Source organism: Methylosinus trichosporium OB3b (assembly GCF_002752655.1).
In the GTDB taxonomy this organism is placed as follows: domain Bacteria; phylum Pseudomonadota; class Alphaproteobacteria; order Rhizobiales; family Beijerinckiaceae; genus Methylosinus; species Methylosinus trichosporium.
The window spans coordinates 25,852-43,201 of sequence record NZ_CP023739.1 but is presented as its reverse complement, the minus strand read 5'-3'; the positions used below and the strand labels follow the sequence as shown (position 1 = coordinate 43,201).

18 protein-coding genes are annotated in these 17,350 nt (G+C 65.5%); 8 read left to right on the top strand and 10 right to left on the bottom strand.

Features of this window, described 5'->3' with window-relative positions; translation table 11 throughout:
- The first annotated feature begins 19 nt into the window (after positions 1 to 19).
- Positions 20 to 310 (top strand): single-stranded DNA-binding protein, encoded by a 291-nt coding sequence (locus CQW49_RS26420; protein WP_099832106.1) that lies wholly within the window; start codon positions 20 to 22, stop codon positions 308 to 310.
- 73 nt (positions 311 to 383) lie between these two features.
- Here the strand turns inward: CQW49_RS26420 and CQW49_RS22620 are convergent, their stop codons facing one another.
- Both CQW49_RS22620 and CQW49_RS22610 read right to left on the bottom strand, forming a co-directional pair.
- Entirely contained in the window at positions 384 to 1,166 is a 783-nt protein-coding gene (locus CQW49_RS22620) for a hypothetical protein (RefSeq protein WP_157926111.1), read from the bottom strand.
- A 212-nt stretch (positions 1,167 to 1,378) separates the two neighbouring features.
- Positions 1,379 to 2,683: a MobA/MobL family protein gene (locus CQW49_RS22610; RefSeq protein ID WP_099831982.1), complete on the bottom strand. Its 1,305-nt coding sequence runs from the start codon at positions 2,681 to 2,683 to the stop codon at positions 1,379 to 1,381.
- Positions 2,684 to 3,084: 401 nt separating this feature from the next.
- Between CQW49_RS22610 and CQW49_RS22600 the strand changes: the two genes are divergently transcribed.
- From CQW49_RS22600 to CQW49_RS22590, 3 genes are all read left to right on the top strand, one after another.
- A complete protein-coding gene (locus CQW49_RS22600) occupies positions 3,085 to 3,459 on the top strand; it encodes a hypothetical protein (RefSeq protein ID WP_099831980.1) in 375 nt (124 codons plus the stop codon).
- Between the two features lie 101 nt (positions 3,460 to 3,560).
- A complete protein-coding gene (locus CQW49_RS22595; RefSeq protein ID WP_099831979.1) occupies positions 3,561 to 4,079 on the top strand; it encodes a hypothetical protein in 519 nt (172 codons plus the stop codon).
- A 997-nt stretch (positions 4,080 to 5,076) separates the two neighbouring features.
- Positions 5,077 to 5,655 (top strand): hypothetical protein, encoded by a 579-nt coding sequence (locus tag CQW49_RS22590; RefSeq protein WP_099831978.1) that lies wholly within the window; start codon positions 5,077 to 5,079, stop codon positions 5,653 to 5,655.
- Between the two features lie 86 nt (positions 5,656 to 5,741).
- Here the strand turns inward: CQW49_RS22590 and CQW49_RS22585 are convergent, their stop codons facing one another.
- Positions 5,742 to 6,350 (bottom strand): hypothetical protein, encoded by a 609-nt coding sequence (locus CQW49_RS22585; protein WP_157926110.1) that lies wholly within the window; start codon positions 6,348 to 6,350, stop codon positions 5,742 to 5,744.
- Between the two features lie 738 nt (positions 6,351 to 7,088).
- Between CQW49_RS22585 and CQW49_RS22575 the strand changes: the two genes are divergently transcribed.
- The 4 genes from CQW49_RS22575 (at position 7,089) to CQW49_RS26415 (ending at position 8,713) form a co-directional block, all read left to right on the top strand.
- Positions 7,089 to 7,685 carry a hypothetical protein gene (locus CQW49_RS22575; RefSeq protein ID WP_099831975.1) on the top strand — a complete coding sequence of 199 codons (597 nt, stop codon included), beginning with the start codon at positions 7,089 to 7,091 and terminating at the stop codon, positions 7,683 to 7,685.
- A 63-nt stretch (positions 7,686 to 7,748) separates the two neighbouring features.
- On the top strand, positions 7,749 to 8,198 hold the full coding sequence (locus tag CQW49_RS22570; RefSeq protein WP_157926109.1) for a hypothetical protein: 450 nt from the start codon (positions 7,749 to 7,751) through the stop codon (positions 8,196 to 8,198).
- Between the two features lie 111 nt (positions 8,199 to 8,309).
- Positions 8,310 to 8,489, top strand: coding sequence for a hypothetical protein (locus tag CQW49_RS22565; RefSeq protein ID WP_099831973.1), 180 nt, complete (start codon positions 8,310 to 8,312; stop codon positions 8,487 to 8,489).
- A gap of 50 nt (positions 8,490 to 8,539) precedes the next feature.
- Entirely contained in the window at positions 8,540 to 8,713 is a 174-nt protein-coding gene (locus tag CQW49_RS26415) for a hypothetical protein (protein ID WP_198586457.1), read from the top strand.
- Positions 8,714 to 8,719: 6 nt separating this feature from the next.
- On the opposite strand, the gene CQW49_RS22555 is transcribed toward CQW49_RS26415, so the two are convergent.
- From CQW49_RS22555 to CQW49_RS22525, 7 genes are all read right to left on the bottom strand, one after another.
- Entirely contained in the window at positions 8,720 to 9,037 is a 318-nt protein-coding gene (locus CQW49_RS22555) for a hypothetical protein (protein WP_099831972.1), read from the bottom strand.
- A 122-nt stretch (positions 9,038 to 9,159) separates the two neighbouring features.
- Complete coding sequence (locus tag CQW49_RS22550; RefSeq protein WP_157926108.1) at positions 9,160 to 9,849, bottom strand: hypothetical protein; 690 nt, start codon at positions 9,847 to 9,849, stop codon at positions 9,160 to 9,162.
- A gap of 2 nt (positions 9,850 to 9,851) precedes the next feature.
- Positions 9,852 to 10,685 carry a P-loop NTPase family protein gene (locus CQW49_RS22545; protein WP_157926107.1) on the bottom strand — a complete coding sequence of 278 codons (834 nt, stop codon included), beginning with the start codon at positions 10,683 to 10,685 and terminating at the stop codon, positions 9,852 to 9,854.
- A gap of 104 nt (positions 10,686 to 10,789) precedes the next feature.
- Positions 10,790 to 11,479, bottom strand: a complete 690-nt coding sequence (locus CQW49_RS22540; RefSeq protein WP_099831969.1) for a hypothetical protein — start codon at positions 11,477 to 11,479, stop codon at positions 10,790 to 10,792.
- 385 nt (positions 11,480 to 11,864) lie between these two features.
- Entirely contained in the window at positions 11,865 to 15,071 is a 3,207-nt protein-coding gene (locus CQW49_RS22535; protein WP_099831968.1) for an error-prone DNA polymerase, read from the bottom strand.
- Positions 15,068 to 16,591 carry a Y-family DNA polymerase gene (locus CQW49_RS22530; RefSeq protein WP_099831967.1) on the bottom strand — a complete coding sequence of 508 codons (1,524 nt, stop codon included), beginning with the start codon at positions 16,589 to 16,591 and terminating at the stop codon, positions 15,068 to 15,070. Before CQW49_RS22530 ends, CQW49_RS22535 begins: the two co-directional genes overlap by 4 nt.
- Positions 16,506 to 17,258 carry an ImuA family protein gene (locus tag CQW49_RS22525; RefSeq protein WP_099831966.1) on the bottom strand — a complete coding sequence of 251 codons (753 nt, stop codon included), beginning with the start codon at positions 17,256 to 17,258 and terminating at the stop codon, positions 16,506 to 16,508. Before CQW49_RS22525 ends, CQW49_RS22530 begins: the two co-directional genes overlap by 86 nt.
- Between the last annotated feature and the right edge of the window lie 92 nt (positions 17,259 to 17,350).

Below are 17,350 nucleotides of genomic sequence, written 5' to 3'. Positions count from 1 at the left end.
AACCTCGCGAGTATAGGGGCTGGGGATCACTTTCGTCGTTTTCTCGACCGCCACGGCGCGGTACATCGAAAAATATATCGGCAAAGGCGATCTCGTTCACGCGCGCGGCCGCGTCCGCCAGAACAGCTACGAGCGCGACGATGGCGAGCGTGTCTTCACCGTCGATCTCATCTGCAATGATTTCTCGCGCCTCGCGCGGGCCGCCGACAATCGTGATGGAGAGTATCGCGACGCTGAGGGGCGAAACGACTCCATCGGGCGCGGGCAAAGGAGCGCGTCTTCCGCCACGGATGACGCCATTCCCTATTGATCGATTGGCCGCAGGGGAGGCTCTCGACTCCTCCCCTCGTCCCTATTTCGGTGCGCCCTTGATCGTGAGCGTTTCAACGATTCGACGATCTCGCCGCGACTTCGTCGATGCACATCGCGAGCGCTTCCGTGTGCAAGTCGAACGGCGTCCATGTGTCGCCGCGCTTCGCGATCTCGATCGCGCGCGACGCGCCCGCCGCGCGCTGACACGCCACATGGGCGTCGACCAGCAATCGCGCGGCGTAGAAGGTCCGCGCCGACGCCCGCTCGCTGAGTGGCGTCAGCCAATAGCCGCCTTCCGACTGCGCCTCGACCACCAGGCGCTGCGCCTTCACCGCCGCTAATGACGCGTCATGCGCCTCACGGCACAGCGACACCGCGCGTTCGACAAGCGACTGCAGCAGCCGGTCGAGCTCCGCCCATCCCTTCGAGCCCGACTGGCGAGCCCTCTTCTGCGCAATGTAATCCGCCATGTCCTGGTCGGCCGCATCGCGAATGCCATCGATGTCGTCGTCGAATCGGAACGACTCGATCACCAATGAGACTTCTCGCGAATCCGGCGCGATCTCACGAACCACATCCATCGACGGCTTCGCCCGCCGCTCGATCGGAAAGCGCACGACATTCGTCAGGCCGGGCGTCAACTCAATATGCATCGGAAATCTCCTGTCTCGGACCGCTTCATCGAACCTGCGCGCCTTCGGAATGCGACGTAGCGCATTGAACGCGCGCAATAAACTACGCCGCCGCCTTTGTCGTCTTCGGCTTACCCTTCGCGCCGACGCATGTCGTCGGCGCGCTCGGATCGAAGCGGAAATAGCGGCCGCCGATCGCTCCTTCGAAAGCGGCGCCGTCACGCGACCGCCGCAACTGGAATTCCATGATCGTGCCCGGAACCGCCACGATCATCGTGCGCGCCTTCGATTCCACGACCTCGACCTCCAGTGGTTCGCGCGGGCGATCGATATCCGTCAATGTAATGCGGGCGTTCATCGGCACGTCTCTCCAAATACTTACTATCGCTACGACAATGGCCTCTGCTCAAAGGATGTGTGCAACTCGTTCGCCGTCAACAGCTCACGGCCGTCATTTCTTCGGGGCTCAGTCCGGTCGCGCCGCCGTCGATTTCGACCAGTCGGATCCCGTCGACCAACACCAGCTTCGACCGCGCCGCGCGCGTCGCCCGCAACATCCATTCCTTCTGCCGCGCGCTCAAGCCTTTGGCGTCATTCACGACCAGCACGTCCGTCGGAGCCAGTCGATCCTGCTTCTTCTGCCACCGCCCGAGAAGCCCGTGGACCCCGACGCTCTTGATGCCCGACTTTTTCTCAAACGCCTTCGCCGTCTCATATGTCAAGCCCACTCCACGAAGCCGCAGGCCAGCGCGCTCCCATTGCGAAATCGCCTCCGCCAGCGTCCGCTTCGCTTCCGCCGCGTCGAGGCCGCCGGGAGCCGCAGCAACGGCGCCGTTTTCGCCGGATGCGCATTGCACTGTCGCGGCGAGGCTACGCGTGCTGAAACTCTCGCCGTCGGCGAGCCGGACCAGCTCGACCGAACATTCCACGCGCGCTCGCGCCGTCTCGAATTGCTCTTTGCCTGCAGTATTTTTACTCACGAACGCGATCATTTCGCCGTACGTGAATGTCGCGCCGGCATGCGTCAACGCCCTCAGCGCCAACTCGGGTTCTCCGAGCAGGCGCTCGCCATTGCGCCACGCGATTTCATAGTTCTCCGCCTGGCGCTCCCTTTCGGCGTCGTCGAAAAGTGGTTCGAGCTCTCGGCCGGGCGCCGCGTCCGCGCCCGCCCGGATCAACCGATCCCGGCCCGCGGCGAGAAGATATTTGTTCGAGAGCATCGCCCAGCGCTCGCGCCATTGCATGAGGAGCTTCGGCCCATGCCAATCGTCCAGCTTCTTCCCGAAACCGTCCGATCCGATCTCCCTCATCGACAACAGCGCATGAAGATACACGCGCGGATGTCCATCGGCGCCGACGGCGCGATGCAGATTGACGTCCACCACCCTTCCGCGCTCGACGAAGAGCGGCGTCACGAATTCCCTGCAGAGGCCCACCTCGTCGCCAGCAGGAAGAGCTTCGGGCAGCGCCGCCTCGATTTCCAGCGCGAGCTGCGCATTGCTGCGCGTCTCGACCGCTTCGACCTCGTTCCAGAGAATCTCTCGTTCCGCCCACCGAGCGTCTGCGCCGTGGGGCAGCAAAATCTCTGAATGAATGAGGTCGTTCGCGGCGGAAAAGTCCACCTCGTGAAGTGTCTTCGCGTCCTTCAGCCTCGATCGCGAGCAATACGCCGCCGCCGAAATCACGCTTCGCCCCTCGGACCGCCGAACCGAGCCGACGTTCAGAAAATGTATCGCCATTGCAAATCCTCGCCGCGCGTCGCTCCAGCCCGTGCCGGAATTCCGACGCGCGTCCGAGAGGCTCCGCGAAATCGGCGCGGATCTCGAAGCAAAAAATCGAAATTCGAACTCGGTCGATCGGCGCCGCCGACCTCGACTCCTGCTGCGGCCGCTCGTCCGCTCGCTACGCCGAGAACAATCGCCGAGCGCGAAAGGACGTAATCATCTGAAGAAAAAAGGTGAAAGCTCGATTGCCACCATCGGCGCGCGGCCGCAAGGGCAAGTCGAGGCGCGCTATGCGCGCCCCTTGCCCCCGCGCCCCGACGGCGGCGCAGCGGGAAAATGTTCGAGGAATAGTCCCGAACGAAACAGGGGACGCTTCGATCTTCGACAAGCTCTCTCCTCAACCGCCGGAGCCCATCATGACCGTCAGCTTCTATCCCTACATCTTCGACGCAGGAGCCGAGGAGTACCTCATCGTGGAAACCGCGAACGAAATCTTCGATCTCTCCAATGCGAACGCGAGCGATCTTCTCTCCGTCTTGGGCTTTGAAGCCTTGTGGTCCGCGCCCCCGCAGCCGATCCTCGGCTTTCTGGACCGCGTCACCGCCGCTCTGCGTAAGTCGATCGACCAGCCCTCCGCCGAAATTCCCATGACGATCGACCGAGCGCCCGGGCGAATGACCGTCGTCGATTGCGGCCGCGCAGAAGGCTACCTCAATCGAAGGCTCCACGAGCTCTCCACCCTCGTTCGACAAGGCAAGGACGCCGGGGCCACCCATGTCGGCTGGGGATAACCCCCACGACATCGCGGCCTCTGCGGCGTGAACTCCCTCACGCCCGGCCCTCGACTCCCCTCCCCTTCTCCCGTCTCCAACTTCATGATAGGATTTAAACCATGAGCGCTGCTGCTATTCTCAAACTCCAGGCCTCCGGCTTCTCCGTCGAGCAAGTCTCTGCGCTCGCCGAATTGGTTGACACTCAGGCCGCGACCAAAGCCGATGTCGAAGCCGCCAGCCATAAGCTCGATCAGAAAATCGACGCCGTCAGAACAGGTCTCGATCAGAAGATCGACGGTGCAGAGCACCGCCTCGAGCTCAAGGTCGCCGAATTGAAGTCCGACCTCGAAGCCACAGAGCATCGTCTCGAAGCTAAAATTGCCGACGTCAGAACCGGTCTCGATCAGAAGATCGACGGTGTCGAGCACCGCCTCGAGCTCAAAATCGGCGAGTTGAAAGCCGGCCTCGAGCTCAAAGTCGAAGGCCTCGATCGAAAAATCACCGAAGTAAACGCCAACACCCTCAAATGGGTCATCAGCGCAATCGGTTTCCAAACCCTCCTCATGATCGGAACCGTCGTCGGAGCCGTAGCGGCCCTCATGAAAGCCATCCCACAGACCCCTCTCACCCATCCTTGAGGCGAATTCCGATAAATCGGAGCTGCGCTCGTCTCGCGCCGCGCGCGGCGCCCAACGAGCCGTCGCAAGAAGAGGCGGGTGTGCGGAGAGGCAGGCGCCTTTCATTCCCGCCGCTCGGGCCGGGCGCCCGTTCGGCAGCGCGTCGGATTTGCGCTCGCCGTGATCTCGCGGCGCCGGGGCAGCCAATCTCGCCGTTCTGATCGGCGAGACGCTCCCACGGCAGGCGGCAGGCGTTGCCCTGCATGGCTCGGCGCGAAGGTGAGCGCTGGTCCCAGGTCTCTCGCACGGCGGGGCGCGCCCTCGTCGCTGTCGATGGCGAGCGCGCTGTCGGGATTCAGAGCCCGGTCGCTGTCTCAGAGAAGCTGGCTCCCGGCAGTGCGCGCCTCGGTCCGTCCGATGCGCTGTTGTGCCGGGGCGGAGTCGTCGAGCGCCGGGCGGTTCGGTCTTGGCGCGCGTCATGGGCCGCGGGAGATCGTCGGAGGCGATCGAGGTCGAGGCCGCGCCAATCGACGGTTCGTCGCGCGCTGCGGCAGTCGTCGGCGCGCTCCCGGTCGATCGCAGGGCGCGGGATGCGTCTCGCAGTCGCGGAGTTCGGGGAAACACGCTCGGTCTCGAAGATCGCTCGATTTCTCTGGGGGGCGTTTCGCCGCGCGAGCCCGATGTCTCGGTTTGCCCCCTCGGTTGTGTGCGTCCCTAAGCCTGGCCGACCGGACCAGCAAGGGCCGACGCCAATTTTTTTCCGCAGATGCCGGGGCGCTTCTTTTGTGCCCGGCGCAAGCGCCGGTCTCTTTTCCTCGCCCCGGACATCTTTGCATCGCCAAACAAAAAATTGGCGTCGGCCCTCCTCCGCTTTGCTACGGCCCGCGCCGACGCCCTACGGGCGACGGTCGCGGGTGCAGGTCCGCTCTCAGGGCCAGGCTTTCAGGGATCGCACCGAGGGGAACAAACCGGCATCGGGCCGGCGAAACCCCCGGCCCAGAAAATCAGGATCACGATCATGACCAAGCGTCCCCAAACGTCCGCTGCGAAACGCAATAAGCCCGCTCGCCCCCAGATCTCCCTCGAGAGCGCGCGCCTCCTCTGCCCAGACGACGCGATCGCGACGAACGTCGCCGCAGCCTTCGCCCTCTCCGTGCCCGACTTCTCCGGAATCCGCGAGGCCCACGACACGCTGCTCCGCAAGACCTGGACCGCCTTCGACGAGGCGCTCAACGAAACCGCCACCAAAATGCACTATCAGCGCATCGTCGGAACCTACGTCGCTTCCGCCCAGGGAGCCGGACGCTTCTACTCCGAAAAGCTGACCGAGGCCCGAACCCTCACCGCAAAGCTCGCCAACGAGCCCCGCGACGAGGATCGCGACGCCCCCGCCGGCTTCGAGTCCAAGGCCCAGCGCGCTCGCCAGTTCGCCGCCGATCTCGCCATCCAGGCCTACGCCCTCCTCGCCGCCGCCGAGGGAGCCGTCCAGGCCTATCTCGAAATCACCGGCGAAGATTGGAAGCCCTACGTCGCCCCCAGCGAGACCGAAAACGTCGAGCGTAAGTCCGCCGCCGCCGAATTGGGAGCCTTCGGCTGAGCCGGAGCGGCGGGGATCGAAAGATCCCCGCCGCCCGCTCTCTCGAGGGGGATGAGGATCACGAGAGCGGCTCGACGGGCGCCGCTCTATGCGGCGTTCGGGTCAGTCGGCGATTGCTCCGACGAGAGCATCTGTTCCGCCTGCTTGATCACATCCGTATAGGGAACATAGACGTTCTGACCCGAGGCCTTCGCGGCCGCATAATCCTTGAGGTAGGTTTCGAGATCGTCCACCGTGACCTTGCGACCCTCCTGCAGGCTCGTGTCGCCTTGAGGGCCGCCACTGTCTCTCATCTCGGAAAGAGCGAAGGCCAGATCTGCTGCCGCCGTAGTTTCGCCTGCATCAGGTTCCAGCAGGTTCCCCTTGCTGTCGTAGTGAATGCCGACTTGGTTCCCCTCACTATCATAGTAGCTGCCGTCTTTTACCGTAACGCCCGTCGTGCGTTGGATCAGATCGATGTCTGACGCAGTCAGATACGAAAGCGTGTTGATGACGTATTTTCCAGTCTCTGCGACCGAATCCAACGTGTTCCGAGAACGTCCAAAAAAGCCCGTTTGCAAATCGTGCTGGGTTGGCCCGCCGCCTAAAAGCGCCGCGAACGAATCTTGATTATTGTCTCCTGATGAATTGCCACTCTTCGTCGAAGAGTCCTGTTTAAGAAAAGGATTTAGATTATTCGAGCTGGAGACCTGCATCGTATTCCAAAAGCTCCGGGCCGGCATAAGAAAGCATGACTGTACGAAGGCGTTCTTGCTCGAGCCTGATGTTCCGTCGGGCGCCTTATCCGCGGTTGATGGGAGCCGCAGAACAGGTTGTCTCCTCGTTCCGAGAGCGTTGACGAGCGGCCAGTGAATAATCGGAAGGGCGCTGCGCTCGACAATAGAATAACGGGCGAATTCCGATAAATCGGAACCGCGCTCTACTCGCGCCGCGAGCGGCGCTCACCGAGCCGTCGCGAGCGACGTCTCGGCCGTCCCGGTCACGATCGCTTTTCGCGAGAGCCGGCCGTCCCAGCGAATAATCACCGCATGCCAAGAAGCCTGACGACGTTTTTCCCCAGCGCGCTCCCGCGCACGGATGAGTTTCCCCGCATGCCTCCGCATGCCGGTCCCGAGAGACGCTGCGCCTCTCTCATAAAGAAGAAATCTCTTTTCCAGCCGACGCCGGGACTCCGCCCGGCCTCGGCCGTCTCTCTGGCGCGCCCAGCCTCGCCGTCAAGAACGCTCGCCATGCTCGTCGTCGGCGCTTCGAAGCGCCGCCGCCTGTGCGTGGCTCCGCGCCGCAGAGCGGTCGCGCGAAGGCGCGCGATTCTTTGACCGCTCGGCTTAGGGCGCGCGGCATCGGCACCCATGCCAATGCCAAGGCGCGGCCCTGAAGGGCCGAGCCTCGGCACTGGCAAGGGGCCAGTCCATTTGGAAAAAAGGAAATTCGTCATGGCTAATCGCTCTCAGAAGTCCGCCGCCGTCGCCGCCAAAGCCAACAAGAACGCGCGCCCCCCTCGTCCGCAAATCTCTTTCGAGGCCGCCCGCCTCCTCTGCCCCACCGACGCACAGGCCGTCAGCATCGCAACCGCCTTCGGCCTCTCCACCCCGGACTATCTCGGCATTCGCGCGTCTCATGAAAAGCTCCTTCGTGAAACCGCGCTCGCCTTCGACGACGCCCTCAATGAGAAGGCCGCTCAAATGCACTTCCAGCGCGTCGTCGGAATCTATGTCGCCTCCGCCCAGGGAGCCGGGCGCTTCTATTCCGACAAGCTGACCGAAGCCCGCGCCCTCACCGCCAAGCTCGCCAACGATAGCCGCGACGAGGACCGCGACGCCCCCGCCGGCTTCGAGAGCAAGGCCCAGCGCGCCCGCCAGTTCGCCGCTGATCTCGCTATGCAGTCCTACGCCTTGCTCGCCGCCGCCCACGGCGCCATCGACGCATACCTCGAAATCACCGGCGAGGATTGGAAGCCCTACGTCGCCCCGAGCGAAGCCGAGACCGTCGAGCGCAAGTCCGCCGCCGCCGAATTGGGCGCCTTCGGCTGAAGCCGCCTGGCGGGGAGCGAAAGCGCCCCGCCTCCCTCTCTCGCGATCTCGATGGAGAACGTCATGTTCGACTTCAGCAAGCTCCGCCGCCCGAACGCCGCCGAGCAGCGCGAGCAGGAACAGCGCCGCCGCGCCGACGCCATCGCCGCCGACCACACCCGTCGCCTCCTGCGATCCCGCGACGCCCTCCGCGTCACCCTCGCCGATCACCCGGACGCCCGCTTCACCATCGCCGGCGACCGCACCCTCCATTTCTATGGCGACCAGCCGAACGGCCGCGAGGCCCGCGCCGTCTGGTACGCCCCTGATCATATGAGCCGCGACGAATTCGACGCGATCGTCGCCGGATATGCGATCGGCGCAACGTTGGACATGCGCGGATATTGGAAGCCGTTCAACGGCAATTCGGGAACGAGCTTCACATTCGTCGCCCAGTTCGTGAAAGCCGCCGATCGGGCCGAGCCCGCAGAGCGCAAGTCTCCCCAGGCCGAAATCGACGCCTTCGGCGCTTGACGAAAAACGTGCGGGAGCCGCAAGGCTTCCGCATTTTATCGACGTTCCCCCCGACGAGGAAAGCGCCCCATCCAGCTCACGGCTCGCGTCGCTACCCCGAAAGTCATCGCTATGCCTCTCACCCGCCGGCCCATCGCCCGCCCGATCAACCAGGCCGCCCGCGCCCTGCGCCGACGCGCCGCCAACGCCGGTGCCGAGATCGCTCTCGACGCCCGCCCCAAAATCGTCGCGCCGAAAAAGGGCAAGGCCTCCTATCGCCGCGCCAGACAGAAGCCCCCCGACCCCGAATGACCGAGCGCTCTCAGCGCTTCGGATTCGCCACTCTGACAGGAGACACGCGAATGAACGCCGTCCATTCGCGCAGCGCGCCAGCGATTGCAGCGCCGGCTCGTCCTGCAACACGCGAATCTGATACGGAATCCACGCGCTTGCAGGCCTTGGAGAACCAGCAGCAGCTTGCCGTCCAGTCGCTATCGATCGCGAACAACAACGATATCGTCCTGCGGCTCTTCTAGTGATCGTCACTCGGCGGGTTCCGCCATTCTTCCGAAAGCCCACATTCGGATCGTCGCGTATTTCCGGGCGGCGCCGGCCGATCCCATTCCGACTATGGACGCGCCGATCGTCGCCAATCCCGCCGTCATCAAGGTAATCACGCTGAGAATGCGGTCGGCAGGCGTCGGAGCGATGCGGTATCCGCGATCTCGAGGCGCTTCCGGCTCCAGCAACAGCGCACTGACGTAATTCGGCCAGATCGCCATCGGAACGACCGCCAGGCTGTAACCGACCGCGACGGCGACGGAGAACACGATTTCATCCATCCATTTGATGACGTTCATTTTTCTATGTCTTCAGGTCCTTTTTGCGCCGGTCGACCTCGGCGGCGAACGCGTCCTCGATGATGGGCAGACACGCGTCGCGCATCTGCCCATCATCCGTAATCAGAACCGCCGGCGCGGCCTCAGCCCGAAAATGGCCACCACGTCAGCCATCGATGCTTCAGTTCGTCCGGCAAATCGCGCCACTCCCGCGGAGCCAGCGTCTCCAGCTTGCACACCCAGTCGCCCGTCGGCTGGCCCTGTATCGCCACACGCATCGGCGTCTTCGCGCAACGCGCCAGCGATTGCAGCGCCGGTTCGTCCTGCAACACGCGAATCTGATAGCCGGACCAAAAGCTCACACTCAGCAGCGCCACCGCCGCCGCGCTCATCTTCATCGCGAAAATGCGCGTGCGGCGACGATGGATATTGTTCTCCGCCAGAACCAGCCATTGCTGCGATTCGCTCGTCAGATTCTTCACTAGGTCCTTGCAGACATTGCTGACGATCGTCTCCTGAACAACTTCCGCCTGCCGGATCGCCAGAGCAGCCATTCGGTTCGCCTCACGAAGCCGCGCGATCTCCGCATCCGTCGCGCTCTGCGCGCCGCGAACGATCTCTCGCATTTCCGCCACCGATCCCGCAACGAGCGACCCGAGCGCCCGCAGCGCCGCCATGAACACCGCTATGAACCGACCCTCTGGATGGTTCGTTCGAACGCCCCAGCCGTGAGCCGCCTGCTCGACCTCGCGGATCGCTCCTTCGAGCGGCTCCGTGATCGTCGCCGTCTCGAACGCCTGCGCGCCACTCGGCCGATTGGTCTGATCCAACATGATCATGCCTCCTTCGTCGCAGGAGTCCACGCCAGCGGAATCCCGCTCAACGCCTCGGGAAGCTCCTCCTCCAAGAAAATCTCCGTCCGAGCCCGATTGAACAACGACAGCAGTTCTTCGCCCGTCTCGAAATTCCCATCCGCCGCGTCGCGGAACGAAATCCCCAGATCCATGATATCCGACATGCAGGGAAGCGCCGGCATGGTGATCACCACCGCGCCCCTCGAAACAGCGTCCAGAATGACGCCGTCCGTCATAATTTCCGCAAACGCCTGATCGACCGACTGACCCGACTGCACGAGGCCCCCGTTCAAAACGATGAGCGTCGCCTCCGGCATGAACACATCCGCCGCCGCCATGTGGCGCAGATAATCGAGATCGGCCTTTTCCGGCCCGACGACGTGGACCGCCACCGGCCGGATGCCCATCCGCTTCAACAAACGAATGAGGCGCGTCTCCTGCGCCAGCTTCAACACGGTCGAATCCCCGCCGGGAAAGTCGATCAAGGCGTGAAATCGCGCCCGACTCTGATCCTGAATCCTTTCCTCCAGCCAGCGCTTTCGGTCCTCGAAAGTGCTCCCCGGGCGCGGTTCCAGCGCGTCCATATGAAAACGCGACAGGCTGTGCGTCTCGTTTTGTTGGTCCGCATTCCAGACCTGCAATTGCCCGCCCGCCGACCGATAATATTGAATGAGCGTCGTCGCCGTCGCCGTCTTCCCGACTCGACCCCGGCCCAGCATCATGATCAGCACGGGAAGCGCGGCGCCTTCGCCCGCCTTCGGCGCGCCAGTGACCGCGGTTCCCGTGTCTTCGATTTGGTTTTCGACCTTTGCCATCGTCATAGCCTCCGCTTCTCGACCGCCGCCGTCTTGGCCGCGCCGACGCCGCAAACGTCGCCCCAGCCTGTGCGAATATGAATTCGGATTTTTGTGTCCCTTCGTCATGGCCGCCTCGCCGTTTCGAACTCGACCAGAAGCACCTCGTCCTCGAGGACGAGCAGTCCCTGCGCTATGCCCGTCCACTTGTCCGCTCGGCGCGCCTGCATCCCGCTCCACGCCATTGTCAGTTCGATCGCGCGCGGCGTCAGACGCCCGTCCTCCCCGGTCTCGCTCATGCGTGTGCGAATGTCCGCCTCGGCCGCGACGCGCTGCTGCACCGCCCGCTGGGGCTCGATCGGATGTCGCACCAGTCCCTCGCGAACGCCGGGCGCGCCGGCTTTCGGCAGAGCGAGCACGCGCCGGCCCCCCGGGCCGCTCGCGACCGAGCTCCCCGCGCCATTCGTCGCCGCCAGCGGCCGCAAGTCCGCCGGCTGCCGTGACGGGTAGCTCTTTCGCACCTCGGCGGCGGCCGCCCGCGCCGCCTCGCTCGCTCGCGCCGCTTCGTCGCGCCGCTGCTTTTCGCGCCGCGCCCGGAACCAGGTCTTTCGCGCGTTGGCCTCCGACATGGGCTTGCCCGTCGTGTCGCCCATTCCCATCGCCGCGAATTCCGCGCACAACCCCCGCCAGTCCATCCGCGTTCCGCGCGACGCCTCGGCGATCCGATCGTGGTTTTCGAGCATCCACCAAAACAGCGCAGATCGGTTCGCCGGCCGGGCGATCAGCCCGAGAACCCGTTCCGTCTTCTTCTGCATCGCGCTCTGACCCCCGCGGGTTGCAAATTCGCTCTTGACGGGTCACCGTGAGTCGCATCTGCGCGAATGAGAAGCCGCGCGTCCCGCGCTCCGGCCGCCATAGCGGCCCGCTTCTTGCTTACGCCCCCGCCGAGCGGGACGCTTCCGCGACACCTCCGAGACAGACCCGGGACAGCAACGGGACGGCAAAAACAACCATTATGGACCATTGCACCGTTGGTGCCGGACGCCCCTCCGGGGCGGGCAGAGCCGAGCCGGCGAAGTACGCGCGCAAAGCGCGCTGATGCGCGTCGAATTGCGCAAAAGTTGAATTTGGAAGGGCCGCCGGCGCGGCGATGGCTGCGCGCGGCGCGGGTGACGAATTTTTTTGAGCCCGCTTGCGTGATCAGTGGAAATCCCGGCTTCTCACTCTTATCGAGCCTCTGGGCAAATCGGGACGACCGGAAACGCCGCGGCGAAGCTGGTCGCCGCGTCCATGTGGGAGAGGAAACGCCGCTTCCCTGCTGCCCACACTGGCGAGGTCGGCCGATAAGTCCGTGATGCGCTGCGCGACCAGATGAACAACGTCGCCCTCGCGCTGGACGCGTCCGTGCGCCGCCATCATGCCGGCCGACAGGATTGCGCGCCGGTTCGCCTCGAGCACCTTCGCCCAGATCACGAGGTTGGCGATGCCGGTCTCGTCCTCCAAGGTGACGAACATGACCCCCTTGGCGCTGCCCGGACGCTGGCGGACGAGGACGATGCCGGCGGCTTCCAGCCAGAGGCCGTCGCGCGCCACCATCGACTCGGCGCAAGTGACGATGCGCCGGCGCCGGAGATCCTCGCGTAGGAAGCTGAGCGGGTGCGCCCTCAACGTCAGCCCGACATGGCCGTAGTCCTCGACGACCTCGCCGCCCGCTGTCATCGGCCGCAATGTCACCGCCGGCTCGCTCACCTCGGGGACGAATTCGGCCTCCCGCGCGGAGGCGGCGGCGAAGAGAGGAAGCGGCTCGTCCCGCAGCGCCTTGATCGCCCATAACGCTTCGCGGCGGGCGAGCCCCAGGGCCGGACGGAAGGCGTCGGCTTCGGCGAGATGGACCAGAACCGCGGATGGGACGCCGGCGCGGCGCCAGAGATCGTCGACCGAGGCGAAGGGCCGGTCGGCGCGTGCGGCGACGATGGCGCCGCCATGGGCGTTGGCGAGACCTTTGACCATGCGCAGGCCGAGGCGCACAGCGAAGCGGCTGTCGTCCTCGGTCGGCTCCAGCGCGCAATCCCAGCGCGAGGCGTTGACGCAGACTGGCCGCACATCGACTCGATGCGCGACCGCGTCCCTGACGATCTGGGCCGGCGCATAGAAGCCCATGGGCTGAGCGTTCAGCAGCGCCGCGCAGAACACATCGGGATGCCAGCATTTCAGCCAGGCGCTGGCATAGGCGATGAGCGCGAAAGAGGCCGCGTGCGATTCCGGAAAGCCGTAAGAGCCGAAGCCTTCGAGCTGGCGGAAAGTCTGCTCGGCGAAGTCGCGCTCATAGCCGCGGTCGACCATCCCTTCGATCAGCTTCTGCTTGAATCCGGAGACTCCGCCGGTGAATTTGAACGTGGCCATGGATTTGCGCAGCATATCGGCTTCGCCGGGCGTGAAGCCGGCGCATTCGATCGCCACGCGCATGGCCTGTTCCTGAAAGAGCGGAACGCCCAAGGTCTTGCCGAGCACTTTTTCGAGCTCCGGCTTCGGGAAGACGACGGGCTCCAGCCCTTCCCGGCGGCGCAGATAGGGGTGGACCATGTCGCCCTGGATCGGTCCCGGCCTGACGATCGCGACCTGCACGACGAGATCGTAGAAGGTCCGCGGCTTCAGCCGCGGCAACATCGACATCTGCGCGCGGGACTCGATCTGAAAGGTTCCGAGCGTGTCGGCGCGCCGGATCATCGCGTAGGTGCGCGGATCCTCCGCCGGGATGGCGGCGAGATCGAGATGGATTCCCTTGTGATCGGCGAGCATGTCGAGGCCGCGCTTCATGCAGCTCAGCATCCCCAGAGCCAGCACGTCGACCTTCATGAACTTCATGGCGTCGATGTCGTCCTTGTCCCATTCGATCACCTGCCGGGCGTCCATCGCGGCCGGCTCGATCGGGACAAGCTCGTCGAGCCTGTCCTGGGTGAGCACGAATCCGCCGGGATGCTGCGACAGATGCCGGGGCGTCCCCATGAGCTGACGCGCGAGGTCGAGCGCCAAGCGCAAGCGCCGGTCGCCGAGCGCTCCGCCGTGTTCGTCCTCGGCGCCCTCCGATTGTTCCCAGACCCGGCTCGACAGCGTCTCGACGATATCCTGAGTGAGGCCGAGCGCCTTGCCGACGTCGCGCATCGCGCCCTTGGCTCGATAGCGGATCACCGTCGAGCAAAGCGCCGCGCGGTCGCGGCCATAGGTGTCGAATACCCACTGCATGACGATCTCGCGCCGTTCGTGCTCGAAATCGACATCGATGTCCGGCGGCTCGCGGCGCTCCTCGCTGACGAACCTCTCGAACAGAAGGTCGTTGCGGCCGGGATCGATCGAGGTGACGCCGAGCACGTAGCAGACGGCGGAATTGGCGGCCGACCCACGACCCTGGCAGAGGATATCCCGGGAGCGGGCGAAGCGGACGATGCTGTTCACCGTGAGAAAATACGGCGCGTATCGAAGCTTCTCGATCAGGCCCAGCTCGTGCCGCAGGGACGCCCGGACGCTCTCCGGCACGCCTTCGGGATAGCGCGTTTCTGCGCCTTCCCAGACGAGCTTTTCCAGCGTCTCCTGCGGAGTGAGCGTCGGATCGTCGCGCTCTTCCGGATATTGGTAGGAAAGCTCCCCGAGGTCGAAGCGGCAACGCGCCGCGATCTCGATCGTGCGCGCGACCGCCTCGGGATTGCGCGGGAACAGCCGGCGCATTTCCTCGGGCGGCTTCATGTAGCGGTCGCCGTGCTCGCGTCGATCGCCGAGCTCGTCGATGGTGACGCCGTGGCGAATGCAGGTCACGACATCCTGCAGCATTCGCCGGTCGGGCGCGTGATAGAGCACGTCATTGGTGACGACGCTCGGCACGCGCATCCGCGCGGCCATGGTCGACAGCTCGTGGATGCGAAGCTGGTCGTTCGGGCGCCGGCGAAGCGTCAATGCGAGATAGGCGCGGTCGCCGAAGGCGTCGCGCAGCCGGCGCAATCGCAGGCCGCAGGTCTCATCGGCCTCGTCAGGAACGAGGATGCCGATCAGGCCCTCGCTGAAGGCGACGAGATCGGCCCATTCCAGGAGGCATTTCGCCTTGCCGCCGCGCCTCTTGCCGAGCGACAGCAGCCGGCAAAGGCGGCCATAGGCGGCGCGGTCGGTCGGATAGACCAGCACCGACATGCCATCGATGAGATCGAGGCGACAGCCGACGATGAGGCGCACGCCGGTCGTCTTGGCGGCCTCGAATGCGCGCACGACGCCGGCCAGCGAGTTGCGGTCGACCACGGCGACCGCTTCGACGCCCTGCAGCGCCGCCTGGGCGAAAATCTCGTCGCAGGATGACGCGCCGCGCAGAAACGAAAAATGCGATGTGACCTGCAGCTCGGCGTAGCGGAATGGGCCGCTCATCCGAACACTCCGTGCAGGAACCAGCGCTGCGAGCCGCTGTTGGGATCCTCGCCGTCCCCGGAGCGGAAGATCCAGTAGCGTTCGCCGGCGTCGTCCTCGACGCGGAAATAGTCACGCACGGCGGTCAGCTCTGCGTCGCGCCGCCACCACTCGCCGCGGATGCGCTCGGGTCCGTCGGCCCGGCGGACGCGCCGCCTCACGCCACGCCAGGTGAAGGCGACCGGCGGATGATCCGGCAGGGCGGCCAGCGTCTCGATCGGTTCGGGCGACGCCAACAGCCGCGACGGCCGCGGCCAGCGCCCCTGCCATGTCTCGCCGGTGTCGGGCGCCATGGCCGGAATTCGGAGCACCGAGCGCTCGGGCGTCTCGGTGGCGACCGGCGCAGCTCGGTAGAGGCTACGCTCACCGACGCGGTTGACGAGGGTGTCGACGAGATCGGAGACGTCCGGCGTTCCGTCATCGACCATCGTGGTCAGGATCTGCCTTTCCGCGAGCGGCTCGGCCAGTGTCGCGGCGAGGCTGAGGGTTTCGATGCCGAAACCGGGCTCGATCGTCTCGATCTTGTCGATCAGGAGCCGCGTGAGGCGCTTCACGTCGCGCACCGGCATGGCGACCCCGACACGCACCGCCTGCAGGCGATCGTCCACCCGGTGACAAATGAGGTCGAGGCGCTTGGCTCCCAGCCCTTCGGCCTCCAGCCCGGCGCAGAGCTGGGCGACCAGCTCGCCGATATGACGAGCTATGGTCTCGGCCGCGCCGATGGGCTCCGCGAAGTTGCGCCTCACCTCGATCAGCTCGTCCGGTCGGATCGGCACGATCGGTTCGCTGAGAATTCCGAGGGCCTGATCGATGCGGCGCCCGAGCTGCGGCCCGAAGCGCAGAGTGAGCGGCGCGCGTGGTTGCGCGAGGAGATCGCCGATCCGCTCGAAGCCGAGAACATGGAGCGCCGCAACCATGTCGGCAGGCAGGCGAAGCGCGGCGAGCGGAAGGCCCGTCAGCACGGATCCGCTATGACCGAGCGGCGCGATCAGCACAGGCCGCGCGGCGTAGCGAGCCAAGGCGTGCGCCGCGCCCCAGCTGTCGGCGATCGCCGCACGCGCACGCACGCCGGACGATGCAAGCCTGTCGATCAGGCCGGCGAGCATGGGTTCTTCGCCGCCGTGGAGATGATCGGCTCCGGTAGAGTCGATCACCAAGCCATCCGGGGGATCGGCGGCGACGATCGGCGCGTAGCGTCGGAGCGCCCACAGTGCGAGACGGTCGAGGCCCTGGGCGTCGGCCGCGGGGTCGTGATCTCGAACGACGAGACCCTGCACGAGAATCCGCGCCTTGGCGGCTGGCATTCCGACGCGCGCGCCCGCAGCCATGGCCGCCGCGTCCGCAGCCCGCACCACCTGCCTCCTCCCGTCGTGACCGATCAGGACGAGCGGCGTCTCAGCCGGCGGCGCCGCGTCGCCAGCCTGCCGTCGAAGCCGGTCCGCGGGCCAGCTCGGCAGGAACAGCGAGACGACCCGAACCATCACACGCCTCCACTTCGAAATCCGCGCTTTCACCGGCGCGGACGCGGATCAGCTCCAGGAGCCAGCGGTGGCGGCCGACGCCGGGAACCGGCAGCGCCGCCGAGGGCATGACCGAGACGCGCCATCTGGTCGCCGCGGCAGTCGGCTGACCGAAGTCTACGGCTTCGGATTGCCGGCGCCAGCGCCGCAACGCGAGTCCGATCGAGCCGCTTCCCTCGGCGCAGAGCTGGAGACGCCGGGACGCTGTCATGTCGAGACGCGCGACTTCTCCGACGACCGCGCCGAGACCGCCGTGCCGCAAGCCTTCCTCGACACATGCCAGCACGGTCTTGTCATTGCCGGCCTCGACATAGATCACGCGATCGGGCGCCAAGCCCGCCTGCGCCAGCGCCGGGGCGAAGAGGTCGGATCGCGTGATGACCCAGAGAACCTTGCCTTTTGTACGCGTCGCGATCCCGGCGGCGAACAGCGCCGCGGCCGCGCCGTCCACTGCGCCATTGCCGCCGCCAGCGATCTCATGGAGCGCGCCCAGGGGGAGACCACCGCCCGGAAGGCGCGCGTCGATGTCGGCGATTCCGAACGGAAGGACCGATTTGACGCGCCGCGTTTGGCCTTCGATCTTCTCGATCTGCGCGCGCAACGACTCTATGGCGGGCTGGTGCCGCAATCGCCTTCTCGACCTCTGGGTGTGGGCTCAACGTCATGTTCTCTAAATGTTCTTCTCTTCGAGGTCGGGAGTCAAGAGGACGGGCTTGCGGA

Excerpts from the sequence above, each read along its gene's own strand:
- CQW49_RS22570 (WP_157926109.1), top strand. The coding sequence starts at position 7,749 with ATGTTCGACTTCAGCAAGCTCCGCCGCCCGAACGCCGCCGAGCAGCGC.
- CQW49_RS22565 (WP_099831973.1), top strand. The coding sequence starts at position 8,310 with ATGCCTCTCACCCGCCGGCCCATCGCCCGCCCGATCAACCAGGCCGCC.
- CQW49_RS22585 (WP_157926110.1), bottom strand. The coding sequence starts at position 6,350 with ATGCAGGTCTCCAGCTCGAATAATCTAAATCCTTTTCTTAAACAGGAC.
- CQW49_RS22530 (WP_099831967.1), bottom strand. The coding sequence starts at position 16,591 with ATGGTTCGGGTCGTCTCGCTGTTCCTGCCGAGCTGGCCCGCGGACCGG.
- CQW49_RS22535 (WP_099831968.1), bottom strand. The coding sequence starts at position 15,071 with ATGAGCGGCCCATTCCGCTACGCCGAGCTGCAGGTCACATCGCATTTT.
- CQW49_RS26415 (WP_198586457.1), top strand. The coding sequence starts at position 8,540 with ATGAACGCCGTCCATTCGCGCAGCGCGCCAGCGATTGCAGCGCCGGCT.
- CQW49_RS22555 (WP_099831972.1), bottom strand. The coding sequence starts at position 9,037 with ATGAACGTCATCAAATGGATGGATGAAATCGTGTTCTCCGTCGCCGTC.
- CQW49_RS22595 (WP_099831979.1), top strand. The coding sequence starts at position 3,561 with ATGAGCGCTGCTGCTATTCTCAAACTCCAGGCCTCCGGCTTCTCCGTC.
- CQW49_RS22550 (WP_157926108.1), bottom strand. The coding sequence starts at position 9,849 with ATGTTGGATCAGACCAATCGGCCGAGTGGCGCGCAGGCGTTCGAGACG.
- CQW49_RS22610 (WP_099831982.1), bottom strand. The coding sequence starts at position 2,683 with ATGGCGATACATTTTCTGAACGTCGGCTCGGTTCGGCGGTCCGAGGGG.
- CQW49_RS22545 (WP_157926107.1), bottom strand. The coding sequence starts at position 10,685 with ATGGCAAAGGTCGAAAACCAAATCGAAGACACGGGAACCGCGGTCACT.
- CQW49_RS22590 (WP_099831978.1), top strand. The coding sequence starts at position 5,077 with ATGACCAAGCGTCCCCAAACGTCCGCTGCGAAACGCAATAAGCCCGCT.
- CQW49_RS22575 (WP_099831975.1), top strand. The coding sequence starts at position 7,089 with ATGGCTAATCGCTCTCAGAAGTCCGCCGCCGTCGCCGCCAAAGCCAAC.
- CQW49_RS22540 (WP_099831969.1), bottom strand. The coding sequence starts at position 11,479 with ATGCAGAAGAAGACGGAACGGGTTCTCGGGCTGATCGCCCGGCCGGCG.
- CQW49_RS22600 (WP_099831980.1), top strand. The coding sequence starts at position 3,085 with ATGACCGTCAGCTTCTATCCCTACATCTTCGACGCAGGAGCCGAGGAG.